The organism is Nocardia grenadensis, assembly GCF_050942415.1.
Lineage (GTDB): Bacteria > Actinomycetota > Actinomycetes > Mycobacteriales > Mycobacteriaceae > Nocardia > Nocardia grenadensis.
This window is the reverse complement of the sequence record NZ_CP192054.1, coordinates 1,628,684-1,648,935: the sequence shown is the minus strand read 5'-3', so window position 1 is coordinate 1,648,935 and position 20,252 is coordinate 1,628,684. Positions and strand designations below refer to the sequence as shown.

Annotated in this window: 18 protein-coding genes and 1 tRNA gene; 6 read left to right on the top strand and 13 right to left on the bottom strand. The window is 67.4% G+C overall.

Annotated features, from left to right (window positions below):
- Nucleotides 1-118: 118 nt before the first annotated feature.
- The 5 genes from ACQPYS_RS07385 to aceE form a co-directional block, all read right to left on the bottom strand.
- Complete coding sequence (locus tag ACQPYS_RS07385; RefSeq protein WP_063037580.1) at nt 119-1,369, bottom strand: KasA/KasB family beta-ketoacyl-ACP synthase; 1,251 nt, start codon at nt 1,367-1,369, stop codon at nt 119-121.
- Nucleotides 1,370-1,379: 10 nt separating this feature from the next.
- The gene (gene acpM / locus ACQPYS_RS07380; RefSeq protein WP_030524039.1) at nt 1,380-1,682 is read right to left on the bottom strand and encodes a meromycolate extension acyl carrier protein AcpM; all 303 of its coding nucleotides are present in this window, start codon (nt 1,680-1,682) and stop codon (nt 1,380-1,382) included.
- A 129-nt stretch (nt 1,683-1,811) separates the two neighbouring features.
- On the bottom strand, nt 1,812-2,726 hold the full coding sequence (locus tag ACQPYS_RS07375; protein ID WP_433492087.1) for an ACP S-malonyltransferase: 915 nt from the start codon (nt 2,724-2,726) through the stop codon (nt 1,812-1,814).
- A gap of 128 nt (nt 2,727-2,854) precedes the next feature.
- Nucleotides 2,855-4,189 carry a PucR family transcriptional regulator gene (locus ACQPYS_RS07370; protein ID WP_063037946.1) on the bottom strand — a complete coding sequence of 445 codons (1,335 nt, stop codon included), beginning with the start codon at nt 4,187-4,189 and terminating at the stop codon, nt 2,855-2,857.
- A gap of 10 nt (nt 4,190-4,199) precedes the next feature.
- Nucleotides 4,200-7,010, bottom strand: coding sequence for a pyruvate dehydrogenase (acetyl-transferring), homodimeric type (gene aceE / locus ACQPYS_RS07365; protein ID WP_218020785.1), 2,811 nt, complete (start codon nt 7,008-7,010; stop codon nt 4,200-4,202).
- A 243-nt stretch (nt 7,011-7,253) separates the two neighbouring features.
- Here aceE and ACQPYS_RS07360 point away from each other — a divergent pair, with 243 nt between their 5' ends.
- The 4 genes from ACQPYS_RS07360 to ACQPYS_RS07345 all read left to right on the top strand — a co-directional run bounded on the left by ACQPYS_RS07360 (nt 7,254) and on the right by ACQPYS_RS07345 (nt 8,998).
- On the top strand, nt 7,254-7,808 hold the full coding sequence (locus ACQPYS_RS07360; protein ID WP_030524043.1) for a hypothetical protein: 555 nt from the start codon (nt 7,254-7,256) through the stop codon (nt 7,806-7,808).
- Between the two features lie 129 nt (nt 7,809-7,937).
- Nucleotides 7,938-8,360 (top strand): DUF3052 domain-containing protein, encoded by a 423-nt coding sequence (locus ACQPYS_RS07355; protein WP_063037586.1) that lies wholly within the window; start codon nt 7,938-7,940, stop codon nt 8,358-8,360.
- A 67-nt stretch (nt 8,361-8,427) separates the two neighbouring features.
- Nucleotides 8,428-8,892: a peroxiredoxin gene (locus ACQPYS_RS07350; protein ID WP_063037596.1), complete on the top strand. Its 465-nt coding sequence runs from the start codon at nt 8,428-8,430 to the stop codon at nt 8,890-8,892.
- Nucleotides 8,893-8,923: 31 nt separating this feature from the next.
- Nucleotides 8,924-8,998, top strand: a tRNA-Val gene (locus tag ACQPYS_RS07345).
- A 250-nt stretch (nt 8,999-9,248) separates the two neighbouring features.
- Here ACQPYS_RS07345 and ACQPYS_RS07340 read toward each other — a convergent pair.
- Nucleotides 9,249-9,692, bottom strand: coding sequence for a hypothetical protein (locus tag ACQPYS_RS07340; RefSeq protein ID WP_433492086.1), 444 nt, complete (start codon nt 9,690-9,692; stop codon nt 9,249-9,251).
- A 307-nt stretch (nt 9,693-9,999) separates the two neighbouring features.
- On the opposite strand from ACQPYS_RS07340, the gene ACQPYS_RS07335 reads away from it, so the two are divergent.
- Nucleotides 10,000-10,146 carry a helix-turn-helix domain-containing protein gene (locus tag ACQPYS_RS07335; RefSeq protein ID WP_433492085.1) on the top strand — a complete coding sequence of 49 codons (147 nt, stop codon included), beginning with the start codon at nt 10,000-10,002 and terminating at the stop codon, nt 10,144-10,146.
- A 98-nt stretch (nt 10,147-10,244) separates the two neighbouring features.
- Here the strand turns inward: ACQPYS_RS07335 and ACQPYS_RS07330 are convergent, their stop codons facing one another.
- The 7 genes from ACQPYS_RS07330 to ACQPYS_RS07300 form a co-directional block, all read right to left on the bottom strand.
- Nucleotides 10,245-10,772 (bottom strand): YunG family protein, encoded by a 528-nt coding sequence (locus ACQPYS_RS07330; protein WP_433492084.1) that lies wholly within the window; start codon nt 10,770-10,772, stop codon nt 10,245-10,247.
- Nucleotides 10,732-13,512: a P-loop NTPase fold protein gene (locus ACQPYS_RS07325; RefSeq protein ID WP_433492083.1), complete on the bottom strand. Its 2,781-nt coding sequence runs from the start codon at nt 13,510-13,512 to the stop codon at nt 10,732-10,734. The genes ACQPYS_RS07330 and ACQPYS_RS07325 overlap by 41 nt, the downstream gene beginning before the upstream one ends.
- A gap of 183 nt (nt 13,513-13,695) precedes the next feature.
- Nucleotides 13,696-14,313, bottom strand: coding sequence for a TetR/AcrR family transcriptional regulator (locus tag ACQPYS_RS07320; RefSeq protein ID WP_431938594.1), 618 nt, complete (start codon nt 14,311-14,313; stop codon nt 13,696-13,698).
- A gap of 76 nt (nt 14,314-14,389) precedes the next feature.
- Nucleotides 14,390-14,923, bottom strand: coding sequence for a DUF3145 domain-containing protein (locus ACQPYS_RS07315; protein WP_433492082.1), 534 nt, complete (start codon nt 14,921-14,923; stop codon nt 14,390-14,392).
- 96 nt (nt 14,924-15,019) lie between these two features.
- Nucleotides 15,020-15,850: a serine hydrolase domain-containing protein gene (locus ACQPYS_RS07310; protein ID WP_433492081.1), complete on the bottom strand. Its 831-nt coding sequence runs from the start codon at nt 15,848-15,850 to the stop codon at nt 15,020-15,022.
- A gap of 296 nt (nt 15,851-16,146) precedes the next feature.
- Nucleotides 16,147-17,277 carry an NDMA-dependent alcohol dehydrogenase gene (locus ACQPYS_RS07305; protein WP_433492080.1) on the bottom strand — a complete coding sequence of 377 codons (1,131 nt, stop codon included), beginning with the start codon at nt 17,275-17,277 and terminating at the stop codon, nt 16,147-16,149.
- A 303-nt stretch (nt 17,278-17,580) separates the two neighbouring features.
- A complete protein-coding gene (locus tag ACQPYS_RS07300) occupies nt 17,581-18,645 on the bottom strand; it encodes a phosphotransferase family protein (protein ID WP_433492079.1) in 1,065 nt (354 codons plus the stop codon).
- A gap of 79 nt (nt 18,646-18,724) precedes the next feature.
- On the opposite strand from ACQPYS_RS07300, the gene pabB reads away from it, so the two are divergent.
- Nucleotides 18,725-20,197, top strand: coding sequence for an aminodeoxychorismate synthase component I (gene pabB / locus ACQPYS_RS07295; protein ID WP_433492078.1), 1,473 nt, complete (start codon nt 18,725-18,727; stop codon nt 20,195-20,197).
- The last annotated feature ends 55 nt before the right edge of the window (nt 20,198-20,252 follow it).

Below are 20,252 nucleotides of genomic sequence, written 5' to 3'. Positions count from 1 at the left end.
TCCTCCTCGAAAATGTGCGCCCGAGACGCGGGCCACTTGGTGTCGAAGCCCGGACGGGGCCGCCCGGATGAAACCCGGCGGCCCCGTCTATGGGTCGTCGAACAGTTCGGTCGGACCGTCAGGCCCGGCCGAAGGCGAGCGCGACATTGTGCCCACCGAAACCGAACGAATTGTTGATCGCGTACTCGATCTCCTGGCGGCGGGCTTCGCCCTTCACCACATCGAGGTCGATCTCCGGATCCTGGTTTTCCAGGTTCAGGGTGGGCGGCACGATACCGTCCCGGATGGCCAGCACGGTGAGCACGGACTCCAGTGCGCCGACGGCGCCGATGGAATGTCCGAGCGCCGATTTGGGCGCGTAGACCGAGGCGTGGTTGCCGACGGCCTTGTTGATCGCCTTCGCCTCGGCGGTGTCACCGATGGGGGTGGCGGTGGCGTGGGCGTTGATATGGGTGATGTCCTGCTTGGACAGACCCGCGGTCTGCATGGCCCGGGTCATGGCGCGGGCGGCGCCCGTGCCTTCGGGATCCGGCGCGACCAGGTGGAAACCGTCGGAGGTGATACCGGCGCCCAGCAGCCGGGCGTGGATGGTGGCACCGCGCGCCTTGGCGTGCTCCTCGGTTTCGATGACCATGAGCGCGCCGGCCTCGCCGAAGACGAAGCCGTCGCGGTCGGAGTCGAAGGGACGCGAAGCACCCTTCGGGTCGTCGTTGCGGGTGCTCATCGCACGCATCATGGTGAACGCGGCGATCGGCACGGCGTCGATGAAACCTTCGACGCCGCCGGTGACGACCATATCGGCATCACCCATGACGATCATGCGCCACGCGTTGGCGATACCTTCCGAGCCCGACGAACACGCCGAGACCGGAGTGACCACTCCTGCCCGGGCCTGCAGCTCGAGACCGACGACGGCGGACGGCCCGTTCGGCATGACCATCTGAACAGCGAGCGGCGAGATCTTGCGATATCCGCCGTTCTTCAGCTTGTCGACCGAATCGATGAGCGCGTCACCGCCACCTAGTCCAGTGCCGATGGCCACACCCAGCCGATCCGGATCGACTTCCGGGCTGCCCGCATTACGCCAGACCTCGCGGCCGAGCACGGTCGCGAGCTGCTCGACGTAGGCCATCCGGCGGATCTCGACCCGGCTCAGCAGGCTGTCGGGACGAACTTTCAGATGGCCGCCGATGCGGACCGGTAGGTCGTATTCCTCGACGAAGGAATCCTCGAGAACGTCGATGCCGCTCTCGCCGTTGAGGAGACCCTTCCACGTCGCATCGACGTCACCCGCGATCGACGTGGACGCCGCCAGGCTCGTGACGACGACATTCGGGAAGTTCCCGTTCAAGGTGGAAGGAGTGGTCACGGTTTCGGCCCTACTCGGCGTTGTCGAACTTGGCCTTGAGCTCGGCGGCGGTGTCCGCGTTCTCCGCCTCGAGCTTCTGGATGTAGGCGACGGCGTCGCCGACGGTCTTCAGGCTGGCCAGATCCTCGTCCGGGATCTTGACCCCGTACTTGTCCTCGGTCTGAACCGCGATCTCGACCATGGACAGCGAGTCGATGTCCAGGTCATCGACGAAGGACTTCTCGACGGTCACCTCGGAGGGTTCGATACCCGTAACCTCTTCGATGATCTTGCCGAGTTCCTCGACGATTTGTTCCTGGGTCAGAGCGGCCACTTCGTGGCTCCCTTCTTGTTTTTCTCGGTAGGGCTCTACATATTTCTTCGGGCCGAGACGACGCACGGTTACGTCGACCCGGTGCCGTGCTCCCGTCGAGGGTTCGTCGGAAACACGGCCGTAGGCAAGCTAGCCGGAGCTCGTGAGCTCGGCGAGCGCGGGGAGGTCCTCCGGGGTCTTCAGCGCCAGGTTCAGGGTGCCTTTGAGTTCCCGTTTGGCAATGCCGACGAGGGTTCCCGCCGGTGGCAGCTCCGCCACCGCCGAAACACCGGCCTGCCGGACGGTTTCGGTACACAGGTCCCACCGGACGGGCCGGGTGACCTGCGCGGCGAGCTTAGCCACCGCGTCCGCGCCGGACTCGACCGGCTTGCCGTCGGCGTTCGACAGCAAGGGCCGAGTCGGCTCGTGCGGGGTGATCTCGGCGATCGCCGCCGCTACCGCCTGCTGGGCGGGAGCCATGAACTCGGTGTGGAACGCGCCCGCCACGGGAAGCGCTCGCACGCGGGCCTTCTCCGGCGGATTCGCGGCCAGTTCGGCCAGTGCGTCCAGGCGTCCCGCCGCCACGATCTGACCGGTGGCGTTGCGGTTGGCCGGGACCAGTTCCAGTTCGTCGAGCCGCGCCAGCACGGTGGCCTCGTCGCCACCGAGCACCGCGGACATACCGGTCGGTTCCAGTGCGCACGCCTTCGCCATCTCGGTACCGCGGATGGCTGCCAGCGTAACTGCTTGGTCGGCGGAGATCACGCCGGCGACCGCCGCGGCGGCGAGTTCGCCCACCGAATGTCCGGCCACGATGGTGTCGGCCGGCACCCGCTGATCGCCGATCTCGGCGAAGGCGAGCAGCGCGGCGGCCACCACGAGCGGCTGGGTCACGGCGGTGTCGGTGATCTCTTCGGCGGCCGCTTCGGTCCCGAGCCGGATGAGATCCAGACCGGATTCCTTCGACCACAGCGCGAGGCGGTCACGAGCGCCTGGCAGGTCGAGCCAGGGCGCGAGCATGCCGGGTGTCTGAGAGCCCTGTCCAGGGGCGAACAACGCGATCACGTACCTAAGAAAACACTGTGAGACGGCGTTTGCGAGATGTCGACGTGAATGAAGCTTTCGGACAGGTTTTGTATGGTCTCCACAAAAGCCCGCGTGGCGTGTCCGAATCGACCGAATCGGGGTTCGCGTTACAGCCCGTCTTTGTTCGATGGGACAAAAGAGTCCTCTGAGGTTTGTGATGACGATTCGTTACGTGTTCGTGTCAAACGACCCACGGTGGCGGCGATTCGTAACACATACGCATCCCGCGGATTGAGCGGATCACGACCGGTTACTTCCCCGATCCGCTTCAGGCGATAACGCACAGTATTTGGATGAACGTACAGTTGACGCGCGCACATCTCGACCGCACCACCGCAATCCAGGTAGGCATCCAGGGTGTCCGCCAGGGCGGAACCGGCAGAAGCCAACGGTAGGACAAGGTACTCGACGAGCGCGTCGACCGCAGCTCGATCACCGAGCAACGCGCGTTCGGGCAGTAATTCCATGGCGTGCACCGGGCGCGGCGCCTCCCGCCAGCCGATCACCGCCTCCATGCCGGCGAGCGCCTCCAGGGCGCTGCTGTGCGCCGCGCCGAGGGTGCGCGTGGTCGGCCCGATCACCACCGGGCCGTCCGAGAACGCCTCGGTGAGCAGATCGTCCATAAACGGCGAGCTGCGCAGGGCGTCGCCCAGCGGGCCGCTCACCACCATCACCAGGCGGGAGCCCTGGACCACCGCCAGCGCCGCCCGGCCGTGCCGGGCGGCGATGGTGTGCACCGCGCCGACCACCGACACCCCCTGATCCCGCGGCGGCGTACCGACCAGGACCGTCGCGGGGGCGGTCGCGTCCCAGTTCAGGGTGGCCGCCCGGGAGAGCATGTCGGAACCGGTATCGCCGCGCACCACCGCGTCCACCACCAGCGCTTCCAGCCGGGTATCCCAGGCGCCCCGGGATTCGGCCGCGCTGGCGTACACCGAGGCGGCCGCGAAACCGAGCTCACGCCCGTATCGCAGAACCGCCTCGGTGAGCGCGACCAACTGCCGGTCGTTCCGCGCCAGCGCGGGCAGCCACTGTTCGAAGAAATCCATGGCGACCCGGACCATGTCCACGGTCTGGCGCAGCGTCAGCCGCCGCGCCAGATCCTGCGGAATGACCTGGAAGGCATCCATACTGAACCGGATATCACTATCCGGGTCCTGGAGCCATTCCAGGAAGTTGACCACCGCGGTCTGCACCAGCATCTGCACGCCGGCACGCTGCGCGGCGTCCAGATCGGCGAAGAACGGCAGCCGATCCTGCATCGACCCAACGGCTTCGGTGGACAGCCGCCCGGAGAACTGCTTGACGCGTTTGAGCAGCGTGTCCGGCAAGGGATCGCGGTTCTGCCGGTTCGGCGACAGCGCGCCGGTCGGCAGGTACACCTCGTGCTCGCTGGAGCCCTCGGAGACCCGGCGCGGACGCGGTGGTCTGCGTTCGATCATCGAACCGCCGTCACTCCGCGTCTCCGGCCCCGCCGGCGGTGAACTCGGGCGCCGCCGACACATCGTCGATGCGATACCGAGCGGCGGCCTCGGCGGCCTTCGCCGGATCCAGCCTGCCGATCCGGCCCAGTCCCGCCAGGGCGGCGACCACGATGGATTCCGCGTCGACATTGAAGACCCGGCGTGCGGCGGGCCGGGTGTCGGAGAACCCGAATCCGTCGGTACCGAGCGTGGTGTAGTCGCCCGGGACCCATTTACGGATCTGATCCGGTACCGCGCGCATCCAGTCCGTGGCGGCCACGAACGGCCCCTGCGCCTCGGCCAGCGCCCGTGCCACGTAGGGCTGCCCCGCGTCCTCACCCGGGTGGTGCAGCGCCTCGATCTCGAGTTCGAGGGCCTCCCGGCGCAGCTGGCCCCAGGAGGTCACCGACCAGACGTCGGCGGCCACACCCCAGTGATCGGCCAGCAGCTGCTGGGCGCGCAGGCCGTCGGGCACGGTGACACCGGAGACCAGGATCTGCGCCCGGACATCACCCGCGCCACCCTTCTTGTACAGGTAGATCCCCTTGAGCAGACCGTCGACGTCGAGATTCTCGGGCTCGGCGGGCTGCTGGTAGGGCTCGTTGTACAGGGTGAGGTAGTAGAAGATGTTCTCTCCACCGAACCCGTCCACGCCCGGCGTACCGCCGTACATCCGGCGCAGGCCGTCGCGCACGATATGGGCGATCTCGAAGGAGAACGCCGGATCATAGGAAACGACCGCGGGGTTGGTGGCCGCCAGCAGCAGCGAATGGCCGTCGTTGTGCTGCAGACCCTCACCGGTCAGGGTGGTCCGGCCGGCCGTCGCGCCGAGGACGAAACCGCGGGCGAGCTGATCGGCCGCGGCCCACAGCCCGTCACCGGTGCGCTGGAACCCGAACATCGAATAGAAGATGTAGAGCGGGATCATCGGCTCGCCGTGGGTGGCGTAGGAGGTACCGACCGCGGTGAACGACGCGGTGGAACCGGCCTCGTTGATGCCCTCGTGCAGGATCTGCCCGACCGTGCTCTCCTTGTAGGCGAGCATCAGTTCCGCGTCGACCGAGGTGTAGAGCTGGCCGTTGCGGTTGTAGATCTTCAGCGACGGGAACCACGAGTCCATACCGAAGGTGCGGGCCTCGTCCGGGATGATCGGCACGATGCGCTTGCCGATCTCGGGGTCGCGCAGCAGTTCCTTCATCAGCCGCACCAGCGCCATGGTGGTGGCCACGTTCTGCTTACCCGAACCCTTGCGCACCGATTTGTACGCCTCGTCGCCGGGCAGTTTCAGCGGTGCGATATTCGTACGCCGCTCCGGCAGGAACCCGCCCAGGGCCTTGCGGCGATCCAGCATGTACTGGATCTCCTTGGTCTCCGGGCCCGGGTGGTAGTACGGGGGCAGGTACGGGTCCTTCTCCAGCTCGGCATCGCTGATCGGGATCCGCTGCAGGTCGCGGAAGTCCTTGAGGTCTTGCAGGGTCAGCTTCTTCATCTGGTGGGTCGCATTGCGGCCCTCGAAATGCTTGCCGAGGGTATAGCCCTTGATGGTCTTGGCCAGGATCACCGTCGGCTGGCCCTTGTGCGCCAGCGCCGCCGCGTAGGCCGCGTACACCTTGCGGTAGTCGTGACCGCCGCGCTTGAGGTTCCAGATCTCCTGATCCGACAGATCCTGCACCAGCGCCTTGGTGCGCGGGTCGCGGCCGAAGAAATGGTCGCGGACGTAGGCACCGTCGTTGGCCTTGTAGGTCTGGTAGTCGCCGTCGGGCGTGCTGTTCATCAGGTTCACCAGCGCACCGTCGCGGTCGGCGCCCAGCAGCGCGTCCCACTCCCGGCCCCAGATCACCTTGATGACATTCCAGCCGGCGCCGCGGAAGAACGACTCCAGTTCCTGGATGATCTTGCCGTTACCGCGGACCGGGCCGTCGAGGCGCTGCAGGTTGCAGTTCACCACGAAGGTCAGATTGTCCAGACCCTCCATGGCCGCCACATGGGCGAGACCGCGCGATTCGGGTTCGTCCATCTCGCCGTCGCCGAGGAACGCCCACACATGCTGCTCGGAGGTGTCCTTGATCCCGCGATCGTGCAGGTAGTGGTTGAACCGGGCCTGGTAGATGGCGTTCATCGGGCCCAGGCCCATCGACACCGTCGGGAATTCCCAGAAATCGCTCAGCAGCCGCGGATGCGGATACGACGGCAGGCCCTTGCCCAGGCCGCCGTGGCTGTACTCCTGGCGGAAGCCGTCGAGCTGATCGGTGCTCAACCGGCCCTCGAGGAAGGCGCGGGCGTAGATACCGGGCGAGGCGTGACCCTGGATGAAGATGGAATCGCCGCCGCCGGGATGGTCCTTGCCGCGGAAGAAATGGTTGAACCCGACCTCGTAGAGCGCCGCCGAGGACGCGTAGGTGGAGATATGCCCGCCGACGCCGATACCGGGCCGCTGCGCGCGGTGCACCATGATCGCCGCGTTCCAGCGGATCCAGGCCCGGAAGCGCCGCTCGGTCTCCTCGTCGCCGGGGAACCAGGGCTCGTTCTCGGTCGGGATGGTGTTGACGTAATCGGTGGACGTCAGCGAAGGAATGGAGACCCGTCGCTCACCGGCGCGTTCGAGCATCCGGAGCATCAGGTAGCGGGCCCGGCCGGGACCTTCGCGCTCGAGCATCTCGTCGAACGACTCGAGCCATTCGCTGGTTTCCTCCGGATCTATATCCGGTAGGTAAGACGCCACTCCTTCACGAATCACACGGACTCGGCCACCGGCGGGCGCACCGTGGGCGTCGCGAGGGGTGGGAGCGGAACCCGGCACAGCGGATTCCGCCGGGACGCCAGAGTGGATCAGATCGGTCAAAACTGCTCCTCGTACAGGGGGTGGTCGAGCTGATGGCTGCGGTGACCCCGAGTGGCCCGCTGGTGTGCGGATCACTCGTGACGACTTTTCCGGGCGTACCCACGCACTCGCGTGGCACGTCCCACATCATCATGTCAGCCGCCGATCCAGTACCGTTCGACAGGCACGTCTCACTGCGGTTACCGAGGAGTCGGGAGGACGATGGAAGGGCTGGACCCGCGCCGGTTCGGGCTGGTATGCGCCGCGACGGCCCTGGTCGCCGGCGCCGCCGTGGCCGGTTGCGCGCAGCAGGTCGAAGGTATCGCGACACCGAACGCCGCCGAGGCGACCTCCTATCGCGAATACGCCTCGTCCTCGTCCGCCGCCGCCACCTCGTCCCAGATCGCGGCCGCCCGCGACAAGGCCATCTCCGACAACTGCACCCTCTTCCCCGGCACCACCGGGGTCGGGGTGAGCAAGTACAACGAGTTCGTCGACGCCCACGACAACGACGCCCCCGACTACGACGCCAAACGCGACGGCGCCGTCACCGCGCTCGAGGACGCCGCCAAACAGGTCGAGGGCGGAGTGAACACCGCGGGCGCGCAGCTGCCCGAGGAATTGCGGACGAAGTTCGTCGCCTACGTCGACTCGGCCCGGGCCCTCGCCCAGGCCACCCGGGAGATGACCTACACCTCCCCCGTCGGACCGCTCAACGACGCCAGCAAGCGCGTGAACGACGCGCGCAACGCGGTACGCGATGCCTGCCCCAAGTAACCCGGATCGCCCGTCACCAGCGGTTTCGGACGACATAGAAAATTCGATCCACCCGATCGGCTTGCGTTAGGGCCGATAACCATGTTCGCTTGCAGATATCTGTAGTCGGGAGTTGAGGAGGACGCCACCGTGGTCGCCGCGGCGGACGATCAGAATTTCGCTCAGAAGCTTGGCATCACCCACGGCATGGTTGTCCAGGAGCTGGGCTGGGACGAGGACACCAACGACGACCTCCGGGCCGACGTCGAGGAGACCTCCGGCAGTGAACTGCTGGACGAGGACTCCGACGAGGTCATCGATGTCGTCCTGCTGTGGTGGCGGGACGGCGACGGTGACCTGGTCGACGAGCTGATGGAGGCGATCGGCCCACTCGCCGACGACGGCTTCATCTGGGTGCTCACCCCCAAGACCGGTAATGCCGGCCATGTCGATCCCAGTGAGATCGCCGAGGCCGCACCCACCGCGGGGCTCACCCAGACCTCCGCCATCAAACTCGGTGAATGGTCCGCCAGCCGGCTGGTGCAGCCCAAGGCCCCCACCAAGCAGCGCTGAGCCGCCCACAACTGTTCCGCGCACCCCATGGGCCGGGGTGCGCGCACCCGAGATTCGGAGGACCCTCATGCCCATAGAGGTCGGTGCCCAGGCGCCGGAATTCACCCTCAAGGACCAGAACAATCAGGAAGTCTCGCTGGCGGACTACCGCGGCGAGAAGAACGTCCTGATCGTGTTCTACCCACTCGCCTTCACCGGCATCTGCCAGGGCGAGCTGTGCAAGGTCCGCGACGAACTGCCGCGGTTCCAGAACGACAACACCGAGATCCTCGCGATCTCCGTCGGCCCGCCGCCCACCCACAAGATCTGGGCGGCCGAACAGGGCTACGTCTTCCCGCTGCTGTCGGACTTCTGGCCGCACGGCGCAGTGGCCCAGCAGTACGGCGTCTTCAACGACGTGACGGGTTTCGCCAACCGCGGCACCTTCGTCGTCGACCGCGAGGGAATCATCCGATTCGCGGAGATGAACGGCCCCGGAGAGCCCCGTGACCAGGCGGCTTGGGAGAAAGCGCTCGCCGCGCTAGATTCATAGACCGTTCCCCTCGGACACTGTCCGGGGGTCCGGGCGTATAGCTCAGCGGTAGAGCTCTGGTTTTACACACCAGCGGTCGGGGGTTCGAACCCCTCTGCGCCCACCAGTATGAGCACAGCACTGAGGTACCTGCGATTCGCACGAATCGAAGCGCACGGGTCCTCACTTGGATGAACCACTCGGTTCGGGTATTGCCGGCGCCCTCGAGATCTAGTCGCTCATCGATCGGCTTCCGGAGCAGAAGCGGCAACCGACCTCGTCCTGACCGCGACCGCCACCAAGGTGGACCCACCCCTCGTACTCGGCATTCCGGAGCACCGAGCTTCCCGCAGATACGACCGTCGTCGTCTGTTCAACTACCAGCGGTCCACAATGGTGTGGCCTCTCAGCGCGTCGGCCAGATCAGGCACCACAGCAGCACGAGGAGCGGAATCCCGGCGGCAACCGACAAGCCCAGGGAGGTCATCCGCGCTACGTTCGTCCTGGCCGGGTTCCGGAGCTGTGGTGGGCCGATGGAACCCCCGTGGATACAGCCGCATGGGGGTAATGAGCACAGCCACGTCGGTGACGGCGTCCCGATACGCGTCCACATGTGCGAACGACGGCACGACGACCGCCGAGGCGTTGTGCTCATAGACCGTGCTGACCACGATGAGCGCTGAGGCCAGCGGCCCGGTATCGAGGAACACAGTCCACACCATGCGATACCAGTGCCGCTCCGCGAGCTTGCCGATATCCGCACCGCTGTGTCCATCCAAGTCCTTGCGGACCAGCCCGACTGCTCGCTGTGTTTCGCCCATTGTTCGCCCCGTCCAAAGTTCCGTGGTGGTTCGGCACCCGGCACCGGGGGCTTTTCGCCACCGACTGCCTCCCGTCGGCCAGGCGGTGCGCCACGCATGGGGGTGCGGCGGCGTCGTCCCGGCGCCGGGGACCAGAGAGAACGTAGATCCCGGAAATCGACTGGCACAGCGACAGATATGCCTCTTCTTCTGAAATATGTGCAGATCGGTATATCGTGCGATCGGGCGCGAGACCCTTGGGTCAGAATCCATCCCGCGCGAGGTACCGACAATGCCTGCGGCACAACGGAACGGAGGACGGGATTCTGTGACCATCGGCGGAACCATCCGGCGAATACGCAAGTCCGGCGGCCTCACTCAGTCAGAGCTCGGGGCGCTCATCCATTTCACCCAACCCGCCGTATCGCAGCTCGAGCACGACGGCCCCGCCGCTTACGATATCCGCGTCCTGTGACGCGTAGCGACAGCATTGCAGGTCCCGCTCAGCACATTGCTGCCGTCCGACGAGGAGGCGGAGTTGAAAAGGAGCTGTTGGGGATTGGGACTGCCCGATCATGACCGGCGGGCGATCCGAAGAGATTCCGCTACACGTGCGCTGAGCAGCTCGTACCGTCTGCGTGTGCCGTCGTAGGACAGACAGTATTCCCGCGTCGACGGCATTCCCCTGGTCTTGGGTATCGGTGACGTGAATCCGGTGCCAGGAGGGAACTGCTGCGCGGTCAGGTCGACAGTCTGTCCGTCGATGTGATTGAGGTAATGCGAAACCGTCTCGCCGCTGGGCAGCGTGGCGACCGTGTGGAGAATTCCTCCCCCGAGATAGTCGTGTACGACGCAAGCCGTCACCGCGCACTGACCCTTCGCCGGAGAGCCGGTCCGCTCGGCCGGTGCACTGCTGGTTTCCGCCGACCATGATGATCGGTCGCATCGCTGAGAACGTCCAGGGTGACGGTACCCATACAGGGAGGATACGTTGCCATCCCGGCCGGCTGTCCGACGCAGGTTGGGCCCGCTGCGGCTTTTCGGGTCAACCCACACGCAACTACGGCGCGACTCCCCGGCTGCCCACGGCAGGCAGCACATAGGAGAAACGCCGCACCCGCGGCAGCCACAGCTGCAACGCGGTGAGGTCGGTCAGGTCGGTGGCTCCCGCTACCCGCGCGAGCCCCTCGTGCAGCCGGTGCCACTGTCCGATCCGGCCCGGCGGCAGCGTTCCGGCGATACGATTCGTCCATCCATCGTCGTGGGAACGTGGTTCCAGGTCGGCGACGAACCGCTGCAGCGGGGTGCCGGGTGGTCGGTGCGCGAGTCCACCGTCGACCCCGTCCCCCGTCCTCGGCGGTCCGTCGAGGACCACGCCGAGCAGTTGCGTACCGGCGGTGAGCAGGCCCAGCAGAATGATGACGGCCTGGTATTCGCCCGGCTGCCCGTCGGATCCGAGGAAGCGGGACGCCTCGGACAGATCGCGGGTGGCGCGGACCATCCGGTACAGGTTGACGAGACGTTTCGCCTCGCGGGGTGTCTCGATCAGTGTGTCCAATGCCGCGAGCAGGGCGATCTCGGCTTCGGTCATCGGACGTGGTGGCGGGGTGCGGAGCCCGTCCTGTTCTTGCCGGTCGACCTCGGATCCGCGTTCGACTGTGATCACGCCGGCGGTCCGGGGCTCGATCGTCGGCGGCGCCGGTACGGGCGGTGGCGTGTCCTCGACCGGCTCCACCGTCGGGGCAGGTACGGGATCGGGTCCACTGATCGAGCGGAGCAGGCGGCCCAGGCCGTGCGACGACATCGCTGGTAGGACGAGCGGGATATTGAGGATTTTCTCCAGGTAGTCCTCCGGGGTGCGTCCGAACGCGTCCGGGTCGTCATCGGCGTCCATCGCCAGCAGATCGGAGTAGCTGCTGCGCAGCGAGCGCAGCAACCACCGCGGGTCCACACCGACCACGACCACGAACAGTTCGAAGGCCAGCAGCAGGTGTACCGCCTGCAATACCTCGACCACCTGCGCCGGCCGGCACCGGTCCAGATCGTCGATATAGAGGACGATCCGGTCGACCGGCCGCCGGGACCGGTCCCATTCCTGGTCGCTCGCCCGCCATTCCACCATCAGTTCGACGAGCTGTTCGAAATCCTTGCGGACTGTGGAGACCAGCCCGAGACTTCCCGAGTAGTCGTCACTGCGCGCCCGGTCGGCGATGAAACCGTGCAGGCGCCGCCCCGGCGCGAGCTGGGCGAGTTGCCGGCCGAGTTCGCCCACCTGGGTGACGACCTCGTCCAATTGCGCCTGCGCCACCTGCTGTCGCGCCTCGGCGGCCCGTAGCCGGTCCAGCGTGTCCGACATCTGTTCGGCCACCGCCGCGTCGGCCGCGCCGCGCATACCGGTGTGCAGTTCCCCGGCGATCTCCCGCAGTGTCTGCAATCCGGCGCGCGCCCGGACGAGCAGCGCGACCCCGGTGCCGGCGCACGCACCGAAGAGCGCGACGGCCCCGGTCAGCCAGTCCCGCAGGCCGGGCGCGAGAACCGCGGCCAGCAGGCCGGTGAGCAACAGGACGGCTGCCACCGCCAGCGCGATCCGGCCGCGCCGATCGGCCGGGACCCGCCGCAGCGCCTCGGCTTCGGTCAGGGTGCCGTGCATCTCCTCGGCCAGCAATCTGGCCCGGGCGGCGTCGTCGGTGATGCCGAGCCGGCGCCACAGGCCGTCGACGCGGCCCCGGAACGACTCGGAGTTGCGCAGCGCCACCAGGAGGTCGCCGGCGGTCGTCTCACGGGTCGCCGTGGCCTCGTCGATCTCCGCGCGCAGTGCCGCCGCGGTATCGCCCGCCTCCCGGGTGGCGATCTCGAGCTGTCTGCGCTGGTCGACCCGGTGGGCGAGCTCCCGGCGGATCCGCTCCGCCCGCTCCCGCGAACCGGGCTCGGCGCCGGCGAGCTGCCGGAAGATCTCGTCCCCGAGACTGGCCCACAGATTGCTGTCCGTGTAATGCCACGCATTGAAACCGATCTGCACTATCTCGGTGCAGTACCGTTCGCCGGTTCCGGCCAGTCCCTCGATCCGGTCCCGCAGCATCGCCATGAAATAGCTTTTGCCCGAACCCCACGCCCCGAAGACGCCGACCGACAGCGGCAGTGGTGTCGCACGGTCGGCGATCACTGTGGCCAGCATGGACACATATGGTGCGACGCCGAGTTGGTCACGGTCCAGCGGGATCCCGATATTCGGATCGACCAGATCGGCGGACAGGCTACCGGCCAGGCCACCGGACAGGTCGGGTACCGATCGGGCGAACTCCGCCGCGATGGCCGCCACCTCGCTCCGCTCACGGCAGAAGAAGACGACACCGTCCAATCGCTGCCCGGGCGGATCCCACGCGGATTCCACTGCGGCGGCGACCACCACCGCCGCGACCTCTGTCTCGGGCCGGTTCAGGATCCCGGCCGTGAACAGTGGCAGGCCGAGAACCCGGGTGCCGCCGCCGACCGCGGTCCGGATGGCTTCCTGGACGGCCAGCCGGAGGACGTCGTCCGACAACGCGCTCTCGTCACCGCCGGACTCGCGCGGGTTGACGAGGAGCGCCTGTTCCGGCCTCGTGGACGAGAGCGCGAAGAATCGTGGACGGCGGGCGTCGATAAGCTCGTATCGGATCGAATTCCAGGCCGCGTCCGGATATGCCTCACGTAACGCACTCCCGAGCGAGCCGACCCCGGCTCCCACCGACACCGCGATCGTATCGATATCGAGTTCCCACGGGCGATTCGTCAAAGCCAAGGAGAACCGCGTCGCGCCGATCACACCGAGTTCGGTGATGTCGACGGCGTCCGATGCTGTCATTCTTCATCTCCCCCGGTCGCGTTCACGCGGTGCCGAGTATGCCATCCGTGCACGCGAGAAGGACTCGCGCACATAATGTGTCGGCGGAATACCGACCGTCCGACAGTGTTGTCGCACGACTGCCACCGCACGAACGCGGCCAGGACCTATCTGTCGCCTTGGAACCCCGAATCCAGGAGCGGTTCAGTCGTTCGCCGGATCCGGGCGCAGCGCGCGCAGTGTGGCCGTGACGATCTCCCCGGACCACGGGGCCGCGACCCGGCCCTGCGAGGAGATGCGCAGGCCCGCGACCGCCGAGTTCACGAAAGCGGCGAGCCCTTCGGCGGAAACGCTTGTCGTGACCTCTCCGGCGGCCTGCCCCGCCCGCAGGACGGCGCTCAACAAGTCCAAGCGGGCGGCAGTATCCCGGCCGATCCGCTCGACGCTCTTCTCGTGCACGGGATCGTCGGCCAGTTCGGCCACCGTGTTCACCGCCAGGCAACCCCGCGGCGACCCGGACTCGGCCCGTTCGGCCTCCTCGGCCGCGACCCGGCGCAACAGCACCTCGATACGTTCGACGGTGCCGAGCGAACCGTCACCGACGATCTCCTGCGCGCGGGTCAGGTTGCTCGCCAGATAGGCATCGAGGCACTGCGCGAAGAGTTCGTCCTTGCTACCGAAGGTGTTGTACAGACTGCTGCGCCCCAGCCCCGTCGCCCGGCAGAGATCCTCCGCACTGGTGGCGTGCAGCCCGGCGCGCTGGAACTGACTCATGGCGGCCGCGAGCACCTTCTCGTGTTCGAAGCTGCGGGGTCTGGCCATGCGCCGACCCTAACGTATTATGTAACGAACTGTCCATAACTCGTCGGCCGACCCGACCGTCCGGCGAGCGCGCCGGTCAGCCCACTTCGCGACGCAGCCAGGTGACCTCGGCGCCCTCACTGCCGGTCCGGTAGACCTCCAACTCCTCGTCCCAGGCCGTCCCCAGCACCCGGTCCAGTTCGCCTGCCAGATCGAACCCGGCGTACCGGCCCAGTTCCCGGTCGGCCTGCAACAGGACCCGCAGGCGCATCTCCCCCACCATCACATCCCCGTTGGCGCTGGTGGAGCCGTGCCACAGGCCCAGCGACGGCACGAAACTGTACCGTTCCCCGTCGACTCCCTCACTGGGATCCTCGGTCACCTCGAAACGCAGGACCGGCCAGGAACGCAGCGACTGCGCGATACGGGATGCGGTACCGGCGGGGCCGAACCATTCGGTCATTGCCCGGAGTTGGCCGGGGGCGGCGGGCTGCGCCGTCCAGCGCAGGGCGGCCGGAGCGCCGAGAGCGGCCGCGAGCGCCCATTCGATATGCGGGCACAGCGCGGCGGGCGACGAGTGGATGTACACCACACCCGCCGTTGCCTCCGCGTATCGGGACGATCCGCGCACCACGTACACCTCCGGTTTCGACGATGCTCGTCTTCCCCAACGGGTCCGTCGAAAAGGCGTTGCCCGAGTGTACTCGAGTGCCCGGTGTTACACGTGTTACTTGCCTGCCGTGTTGCGGGCAAGTGTTGACTCCGCAATGACCGAATCACTGAACGGAGGCCATACTTCGCGCGACCAGTCACCGAAATTCTCGTCGCTCAAGGCCACACACGCCACACCGGGGCGCGGGTCCACCCACAGGAACGTTCCGGACTGCCCGAAATGACCGAAGGTCTCGGGCGAATTGGTGCTACCGGTCCAGTGCGGCGACTTCCCGTCCTTGATCTCGAAGCCCAGGCCCCAGTCGTTGGGCCGCTGCGAGCCGAAGCCCGGCAGCACACCGTCGCTGCCCGGGAACTGGACGCTGGTCGCCTCGGCGAGGGTCTGCGCCGAGATGAGGCGCGGTTGGAGAAGTTCGGCAGCGAAACGCAACAGGTCGGCGAGAGTCGAATTCGCGCCGTGCCCGGCCGAACCGGTCAACTCCGAATCGACCATGCCCAGCGGTTCGAAGACGCCCTCGCGCAGGTACTCCGGGAAAGGGATACCGGTGTGTTCGGCGACCGTGTCGGCCAGCAGTTCGAAACCAGCGCTCGAATAGATCCGTTTGGCACCAGGGCGGGCCAGGATATCGGCGGTGTCGAAAGCCACGCCGGAGGTGTGTGCCAGCAGGTGCCGGACGGTCGCGCCGGGCGGGCCGGCGGGCTGATCGAGCTCGATCGCCCCCTCCTCCACGGCGACCAGCGCCGCGTAGGCGGCCAGGGGTTTGGTGACCGATGCCAGGCGGTAGACCCGGTCCGTCTCACCGGCCGACCAGCTCCCGTCCCGGGTGATCACACCCGCCGCGGCATGCCTGACCGGCCATTCCTGGATCTGCTCGAGTGCGCGCACACCCCGAGGTTACGAGACGGAACCGGGGCCGCGGAACCCGGCCGAGCCGTTGCCGGCGAGCAGTGGGATGCCACCGCGGGCCGACGGTCGGCCCGGGTGCCGCAAATGCGCTGCGGCGGAGCAGATCACCAGGTGGTACGCGCCGACGGGCCGCACGCGTCGGCCCGCCCCGGTGACCGGCGGCGCCGGGGAGCGAGGTACCTCGGATATGCAGAAATCAGAGCGCCGCAGCGGGCGAGCCGGGTGGGCCGGTGAGGGGGCGGCCCACCCGGGAACGCGCGGGGGACACTCGCCGATCAGCGGTCGGCGTCGGTGTACTTGATGATGCCGCGGATGTTCTTGCCGTCCAGCATGTCCTTGTAGCCCTGGTTGACGTCCTCCAGGGAGTAGCTGCGGGTGACCATATCGTCCAGATTCAGCTGGCCGGCCTTGTACATGGACAGCAGCCGCGGAATGTCCTGGCGGGCGTTGCCGCCACCGAAGATGCAGCCCTTGACCGTCTTCTGGAGCATGCAGAGCAGGAAGTTGTTCATCTTCACATCGGCGGCGTCCATCCGGCCCATGGAGGTGACGACCAGAGTGCCCGCCTTCGCGGTGAGGATCAGACCCTCTTCGATGTATTGGCCCTGCATCTCACCCATGGTGAGAATGACCTTGTCGGCCATCCGGCCCTCGGTCGCCTCCATCAGTGGCATGATCGCCTCGGGCATGCCGGTGTAGGTGTGGGTGGCGCCGAACTTCTTGGCCTGCTCCAGCTTCCAGGGATTCGGGTCGATGGCGACGACCTTCTGTGCCCCGGAGAGCACCGCGCCCTGCAGCGCGCTCATCCCGACACCGCCGATGCCGACGATGGCCACGGTATCGCCGGGCATCACATTGGCGACATGGGTGGAGGAGCCGAATCCGGTGGGCACACCGCAGCCGACCAGGCAGGCGACCTCGAACGGGATCTCCGGATCGATCTTGACCACCGAGCTGTAGTGCACCGTCATATACGGCGAGAACGTGCCGAGCAGGCACATCGGGATGACGTCCTTGCCGCGGGCCTGGATGCGGTAGCTGCCGTCACTGATGGACTGCCCGGACAGCAGGCCCATCCCGAGATCGCAGAGGGCCATATTCCCCGATACGCACGCCGGACAGCGGCCGCAGGCGGGGATGAACGACAGCACCACATGATCGCCGACGGCCAGGTCGGGCGGGGTGCCGGGGCCCAGTTTGGTGATGACACCCGCGCCTTCGTGGCCGCCCATGGCCGGGAACGACGGCATCGGGGTGGCACCGGTGACCATATGGTGATCCGAATGGCACATTCCGGCGGTTTCCAGCTGGATCTGCACCTCACCGGCGCGGGGGTCACCGAGTTCGATTTCCTCGACCGACCACGGTTCGTCGATCCCCCACAGGATCGCGCCCTTCGTCTTCATTCGTGTCCGACCTCTCGCATGCGCGGGCTTTCATGTGACGGCCTCCACACTACGATACGAACTGGAACACGTTCTAGTGGTTTGGCGAAGATTTTCCCGGGAGAACTGGTCGACCGACCATGATGCAGCGGCCGACAGTGGAAACCCACCGCCGGCCGCCCGCCGAGCAACTCACGAATCGTCCACTTCCACCGCCGATACCCGCGGGACCCGGCCTACGAAGAGCCCGCCGCGATACCGCCCGGCTCGGGCCGGGAGAAGCACCGGCACACACCGGACGGATCGGATTTATGAAACCTGTTCTCACTCCATGAGTCCGCGCGCCCGCGCGAAGAGTTCGAGCGTATTCGCGTGCAGGAACTCACCGACCCGCTTCGGCGCCTTGCCCGCGAAGGACCGCGCGTAGGTGCCCTCCAGCACGATGCCGAGTTTGAAGCAGGCCAGCACCGTGTACCAGGTGACGGCACTCAGGTCCCGGTCGGAGAACTTGCCGTAGTGCTCGACCATCTCCGCGCTCGTCGGCAGCGCACCGGCCTCGCCGAGCTTGCCGATCAGCGCCGCACCGGAGGTGCCCGGTTCGGGCCGGGTCGCGATCTGCCAGCCGAGATCCAGCAGCGGATCACCGATGGTCGACATCTCCCAGTCGACCAGGGCCGCGACCTCGGGCCGCTCGTAGGAGAACATGATGTTCGCCAGATGGCAGTCACCGTGCAGGATGCCGGGGGTCCATTCGGCCGGTCGGTAGCGTTCCAGCCAATCCGCCACCGCGTCCAGACCCGGGATTCGCGGGCCGGGATAGCCCTCGTTCGACGCGTACGACTCCAGCTCATGGGTCCAGCGACCGACCTGCCGTTCCAGGAACCCTTCCGGTTTGCCGTAGTCGTCCAGGCCCAGCGCCCGATAGTCCAGCGCGCCCAGCCGAGCGATGGCCTCCACCGCCGACAGGCCCATCTGCCGTCGGGCCTCCGGGTCCTCGGCGAAGGGGGCGGGCAGTTCGTTCTGCGGGTTGAAGCCCTCGATCGGCTCCATCAGATAGAAGACCGCGCCCAGCACCGACTCATCGGGTTCGGCGGCGATCACCCGCGGGGCGCGGACATCGGTATCGGCCAGCGCGCCCAGCAGCCGCGCCTCCCGGCGGATGACCTCGTTGCTCTTCGGGCGCAGATGCGCCGGGCCGCGGCGCAGTACGTAGTCGCGGCCGCCCCGAGTGAAACGCAGCATGATGTTCTGCGTGCCGCCGCCGAGCGCCTTCACCTCCCGGAACTCACCGCCGGCGAGCCCTCGCTCGTCCATCCAGTTCCCTACCACGGTGAAGTCGACGTGCTCACGATCCACGCCTACCGGCTGCGCAACAGACATGCCTGACATTGTGCCCCACCCGCCCGGATAAACTGCGGGCAACCGACGACAGTTCGTTACCCGTCCGCGGCGTAGGGTTCGGGCCACGATGTCTTTCTCCGTGACCCTCCAGCACCGCGTACTCGAACGGGCCGTCGATACCGAGACCGCCTTCCTGCGGTTGTGCAGCACCGCGCCCGCCGCCTTCTGGCTCGACAGCGAGCATGTGGAGCCGGGGATGGACCGCTTCTCGTTCCTCGGCGACGCCTCGGGCCCGCTGGCCGAGGTGATCGGCTACCGGGTCGGCAGCGGTACGGTTACCGTCCGCACCGCCGACGGCGCCGTCCGCGAGGAACGGGGCACCATCCTGGATCATCTGGCCGCAGCGCTACGGGCCAGGATGGTGCCGCTGCCGGACGACTTCCCGTTCGATTTCGCGGGAGGTTATGTCGGCTACCTGGGTTACGAGGTCAAGGCCGATTGCGGCGGGTCCGCGGCACACCGTGCCCCGGCGCCCGACGCCCAGTGGATCTTCGCCGACCGGGTGGTGGTCGTCGACCATCTCGCCGGGCGCACGTATCTGCTCGCCCTGGCCGACGATTCCGGCCGCGCCGCGGCGCAGACCTGGCTGCGCGCCACCGCGGCGATCCTGGAGACACTGCCGACCTGGTCGAATCCGCCCCCGATCACCATGGCGGGCGATACCGCGGGCCTGGAAGAACACCTGGTCCGCGGCCGGACGCGCTACCTGCGTGATATCGCCGACTGCCGGGCCGCCCTGCGGGCCGGTGAATCGTACGAGATCACGCTGACCGACCAGCTCGTCTTCCCCGCCACTTCCGGCGGGCTCGACGTCTACCGCACACTGCGCCGGGCCAATCCCGCGCCCTACTCGGCCTACCTGCGGTTCGGCGATCTGGAGATCGCCTGCTCCTCCCCCGAACGTTTCTTGAAGATCGACCGCGACCGGACCGTCGAGACGAAACCGATCAAGGGCACCGCCCGCCGCGACCCCGACCCGATCGTGGACGAACAGCTGCGCCGCGCGCTGACCGAGGACCCGAAGACCCGGGCCGAGAACGTGATGATCGTGGACCTGTTGCGCAACGATCTCGGGCGGGTCTGCGAGATCGGCAGTGTGCGGGTACGCGAGCTGCTGGCCACCGAGACCTACTCGACCCTGCACCAGCTGGTTTCGACCGTGCGCGGCACCCTGCGCGCCGACACCGGGGTCATCGACTGTCTACGCGCCTGCTTCCCCGGAGGTTCCATGACCGGGGCACCCAAGATCCGGACCATGCAGCTCATCGACACCCTCGAAACCCGCGCGCGCGGCGTGTATTCGGGGACGATCGGGTTTCTGGGGCTGGGCGGCACAGCCGACCTCAATATCGTCATCCGCACCGCGGTGCGCTACGGCGGGACCTGGCAGATCGGTGCCGGCGGCGCCATCGTGCTGGACTCGGTGGCCACGGCGGAATACGACGAGATGCTGCTCAAGGCCGCGGCGGTGTACCGCGCCCTGGCCACCGGCCCGGTCGCCGCCACCGCGCCGGCCACCGGGGTCACCGCGGCCGGATGAGCGCCGCGACGGCCCGAGAAGTATTGCGGGCCATCGGAAACGAGCGGCCCGATCC

Excerpts from the sequence above, each read along its gene's own strand:
- ACQPYS_RS07350 (WP_063037596.1), top strand. The coding sequence starts at position 8,428 with ATGCCCATAGAGGTCGGTGCCCAGGCGCCGGAATTCACCCTCAAGGAC.
- pabB (WP_433492078.1), top strand. The coding sequence starts at position 18,725 with ATGTCTTTCTCCGTGACCCTCCAGCACCGCGTACTCGAACGGGCCGTC.
- ACQPYS_RS07305 (WP_433492080.1), bottom strand. The coding sequence starts at position 17,277 with ATGAAGACGAAGGGCGCGATCCTGTGGGGGATCGACGAACCGTGGTCG.
- ACQPYS_RS07320 (WP_431938594.1), bottom strand. The coding sequence starts at position 14,313 with ATGGCCAGACCCCGCAGCTTCGAACACGAGAAGGTGCTCGCGGCCGCC.
- ACQPYS_RS07340 (WP_433492086.1), bottom strand. The coding sequence starts at position 9,692 with ATGGGCGAAACACAGCGAGCAGTCGGGCTGGTCCGCAAGGACTTGGAT.
- ACQPYS_RS07330 (WP_433492084.1), bottom strand. The coding sequence starts at position 10,772 with ATGTGCTGCCTGCCGTGGGCAGCCGGGGAGTCGCGCCGTAGTTGCGTG.
- ACQPYS_RS07325 (WP_433492083.1), bottom strand. The coding sequence starts at position 13,512 with ATGACAGCATCGGACGCCGTCGACATCACCGAACTCGGTGTGATCGGC.
- ACQPYS_RS07370 (WP_063037946.1), bottom strand. The coding sequence starts at position 4,189 with ATGATCGAACGCAGACCACCGCGTCCGCGCCGGGTCTCCGAGGGCTCC.
- ACQPYS_RS07300 (WP_433492079.1), bottom strand. The coding sequence starts at position 18,645 with ATGTCAGGCATGTCTGTTGCGCAGCCGGTAGGCGTGGATCGTGAGCAC.
- ACQPYS_RS07360 (WP_030524043.1), top strand. The coding sequence starts at position 7,254 with ATGGAAGGGCTGGACCCGCGCCGGTTCGGGCTGGTATGCGCCGCGACG.